Source organism: Lyngbya sp. CCY1209 (assembly GCF_055795065.1).
In genome coordinates, this window is sequence record NZ_JAYFER010000657.1 from 1 (window position 1) to 2,950 (window position 2,950).

Annotated in this window: 4 protein-coding genes; all 4 read right to left on the bottom strand. The window is 56.5% G+C overall.

The window, feature by feature from the left end:
* Positions 1-295: 295 nt before the first annotated feature.
* Positions 296-883: a DUF4178 domain-containing protein gene (locus AC0QHF_RS27140; protein WP_324707405.1), complete on the bottom strand. Its 588-nt coding sequence runs from the start codon at positions 881-883 to the stop codon at positions 296-298.
* Positions 884-942: 59 nt separating this feature from the next.
* Entirely contained in the window at positions 943-2,184 is a 1,242-nt protein-coding gene (gene argJ / locus AC0QHF_RS27145) for a bifunctional ornithine acetyltransferase/N-acetylglutamate synthase (RefSeq protein WP_324707406.1), read from the bottom strand.
* A gap of 176 nt (positions 2,185-2,360) precedes the next feature.
* Positions 2,361-2,555 (bottom strand): glutamine synthetase inactivation factor IF7A, encoded by a 195-nt coding sequence (gene gifA / locus AC0QHF_RS27150; RefSeq protein WP_324707407.1) that lies wholly within the window; start codon positions 2,553-2,555, stop codon positions 2,361-2,363.
* 51 nt (positions 2,556-2,606) lie between these two features.
* Complete coding sequence (gifA, locus tag AC0QHF_RS27155; protein ID WP_324707408.1) at positions 2,607-2,801, bottom strand: glutamine synthetase inactivation factor IF7A; 195 nt, start codon at positions 2,799-2,801, stop codon at positions 2,607-2,609.
* Between the last annotated feature and the right edge of the window lie 149 nt (positions 2,802-2,950).

Below are 2,950 nucleotides of genomic sequence, written 5' to 3' on the forward strand. Positions count from 1 at the left end.
GATCGCGGTTTTCGTTACATCCGTCAAGAGATCGGGTTGGAGAAGAAGAAACCGGTGTTTCTCGGAAAGTTTTTGGTTTCCTACCCAGATATTGGTAGAAACCCGGTTTCTAGATCTCTCGGGATTGGGGCTTGACTTTTTCCCCGACTTGACGTACCATAACATCATGGGAAAATGTGCCGCCATATAAGGGGTGCGATCGCGGTTGTCGTTACATCTATCAACCCTTCGCCAATCCTCTTGAGAGGATTTCAGCGATGAGAAAAGGGAATAGATTCCCAAGCGGTTCGCCTATTCAACCCCGATACACGCTCCCCCCAGTCCCCGGCAGCAGGGACAATTCCCTCGGGTTGATACTCCGCCCCACACTCACTTCCAACTCCCCATCCCAGTCCTCCACCGACAGCACCTGATCACCCGGTCCTTCATAGTCAAAATAGCGGCAATTTTCGGGGGGTTGGCGGCGTAGGGTTCCAATGCGGGACATCCGGGCGACACCCGAACCCACCTGGCGGTAAGACTCGCCGTCGAAGGTAATCTGTCGGGGCGGTTCACCGCTCAATTCCAGGGCGGTGGTGGACTCCATCCAAGCCACCTCCACGATATCATCTTCCGCCACCGAAAGCCAGCGGATGCGATCGCTTTCTTGTAGCAAATAATCGAACCAACTGTAACCCCCTTCGTAATAGGTGAGGCGACCTTCCACCACCCAATCTTCCCCCCCATATTGGACGATATCCCCCACTTCCAAATTAAATAAATTCCGCTCCAGGGCGGGGAGTCCTTGGGGAATTTCCTGGGGTTGCAACCGTCCTTGATTGGCGACGAAAAAAATCGCGATCGCCACAATAACAATAATTCCGATCCAGAACAGTGCCAGCATCTTTCGCGTCCTCAAAACATCATCGGGGGCGATATTTCGCCCCCAAAAAACGTCAAAAATCAAGTCGTGTATTCGGCGTTAATTTTCACATAATCGTAACTCAGATCGCATCCCCAGGCCTTTCCAAATCCCATCTCGTCGCCAATTTTGACCCGAATTAAAACGGTATCTTCCTTCAGATATTCCCCCGTTTTCGCCCGTTTCAAATAATCGCTGGCGGCCGCCTCGTCAAACGCCAACGGCTGACCCGCTTTCATCAGTTGAAATTCCCCCATAGAAATCTCCAACTTCTCCTGATCGAACCGGACTCCGGCCCGTCCCGCCGCCGCCGCGATGCGGCCCCAGTTGGGATCGCAGCCGAAAATCGCCGATTTCACCAGGGACGACCCGACGATGGTTTTCGCCACTTTCGCCGCGGCCTCCTCCGTCGCCGCCCCACTCACCTGCACCTCGATCAGGCAGGTGGCCCCTTCACCGTCGCGGGCGATCGCTTTTGCCAGATGTTCGCAAACCGCCGTCAGCATCGCCTCCAGCTTGTCCGCCTCCAGACCTGGCCCGGTGATCGCCGGGGTGCGGGACTGGCCGTTGGCGAGGGCGATGAGACTGTCATTGGTACTCGTATCGCCGTCAACAGTAATTTGGTTGAAACTGCGGTTCGCCGCCCGGGCCAACATTTCCTGCCACAGGGGGGGCGATACCGCCGCGTCGCAGGTGACGAAAGCCAGCATCGTCGCCATGTTAGGATGGATCATCCCCGAACCCTTGGCGATGCCGCCGACGCGGACCGGGCGATCGCCGAATTTCGTCTCCAACGCGATGGATTTCGTCACCAAATCCGTGGTAATAATCGCCCCGGCGGCGTCAGGTCCCCCGGTTTCCGAAGCTCGGGCCACCAGTTGCGGAATCCCCGCCTTCAGAGCATCCATTTTGATCCGCTTCCCGATCACCCCGGTAGACGCCAGCAGGATCGATTCCGGCTCGATATTCAACGCCCCCGCCAGGGTATTGGCACTTTCGTACACGTCCGCCCAACCCGCTTCCCCGGTACCCGCGTTCGCCTGCCCCGCGTTGCACAGAATCGCCCGGGCACTGGGTTTAGCCTGCAATTGTTGGCGGCAGTAGTCCACGCAGGCCGCCCGCACCTGGGACGTGGTGAACACCCCCGCCGCGATCGCATCCACGTCGGAGAGGATCAACGCCAAATCCGGCGCCCCGGAGGGTTTCAACCCCGCCACAATGCCACTCGCCCGGTATCCTTTCGGCGCCGTGATCCCGCCGTCAATCTTCTGCCAATCTGACATATGTTTTACCTGCCCCCATGAATGTCTCGCAGAAGCGATTATATAGCAGGGGATAGGGAACGGGAAACTTGATGTATCACTGAAAGCCGATCGCCCATGAAAAATCCCCACAAGGCCGATCGCGCTGTGGGGGTATTGATGTTAGAATCCACGGACTTTGATCTGTATACGACAACTTAGCTCATGGCTGAGGAACTGCGATCATAGCTCGTCCGCGAATCGGCGCTGGGCTTGCCCTGGATGGTGCTGAAGTAGTCACCCGGCTCAATACCCACTTCGGCGGCGGAGCGGTTCAACATCGCCTGTTGGCGGTTCTTGACGGTCTGGTGGTGGCGCATCATCAACGCGCGGGCTTGGTCTTGGGTACTCATCGTCTAATCATCTCCGATTGGTTGAAAGTTAAAGTTGAAAGGGGTTTGAAATTAGCTCATGGAGGCGTGGGAGCGATCGTAGCTCATCTGACAATCCGAGTGGGGTTTGCCCTGGATGGTGCTGAAATAGTCGCTCGGTTCCAGTCCGACTTCGGCCGCGGCCCGGTTGAACATGGCTTGCTGGCGATTTTTGACGGCCTGGTGGTGGCGGCGCATCAGTGCGCGAGCTTCGTCTTGGGTACACATGGTATCTGACTCCGAATTAATGAATTTGAAAAGATGAATTTAAACGAGATTGGGGTTTAGCTCATCGCGGAGGAACTGCGATCGTAGCTGCTGCTCGAATCGGCGTTAGGTTTGCCCTGGATGGTGCTGAAATAGTCACCCGGTTCGAC

Excerpts from the sequence above, each read along its gene's own strand:
- argJ (WP_324707406.1), bottom strand. The coding sequence starts at position 2,184 with ATGTCAGATTGGCAGAAGATTGACGGCGGGATCACGGCGCCGAAAGGA.
- gifA (WP_324707408.1), bottom strand. The coding sequence starts at position 2,801 with ATGTGTACCCAAGACGAAGCTCGCGCACTGATGCGCCGCCACCACCAG.
- gifA (WP_324707407.1), bottom strand. The coding sequence starts at position 2,555 with ATGAGTACCCAAGACCAAGCCCGCGCGTTGATGATGCGCCACCACCAG.
- AC0QHF_RS27140 (WP_324707405.1), bottom strand. The coding sequence starts at position 883 with ATGCTGGCACTGTTCTGGATCGGAATTATTGTTATTGTGGCGATCGCG.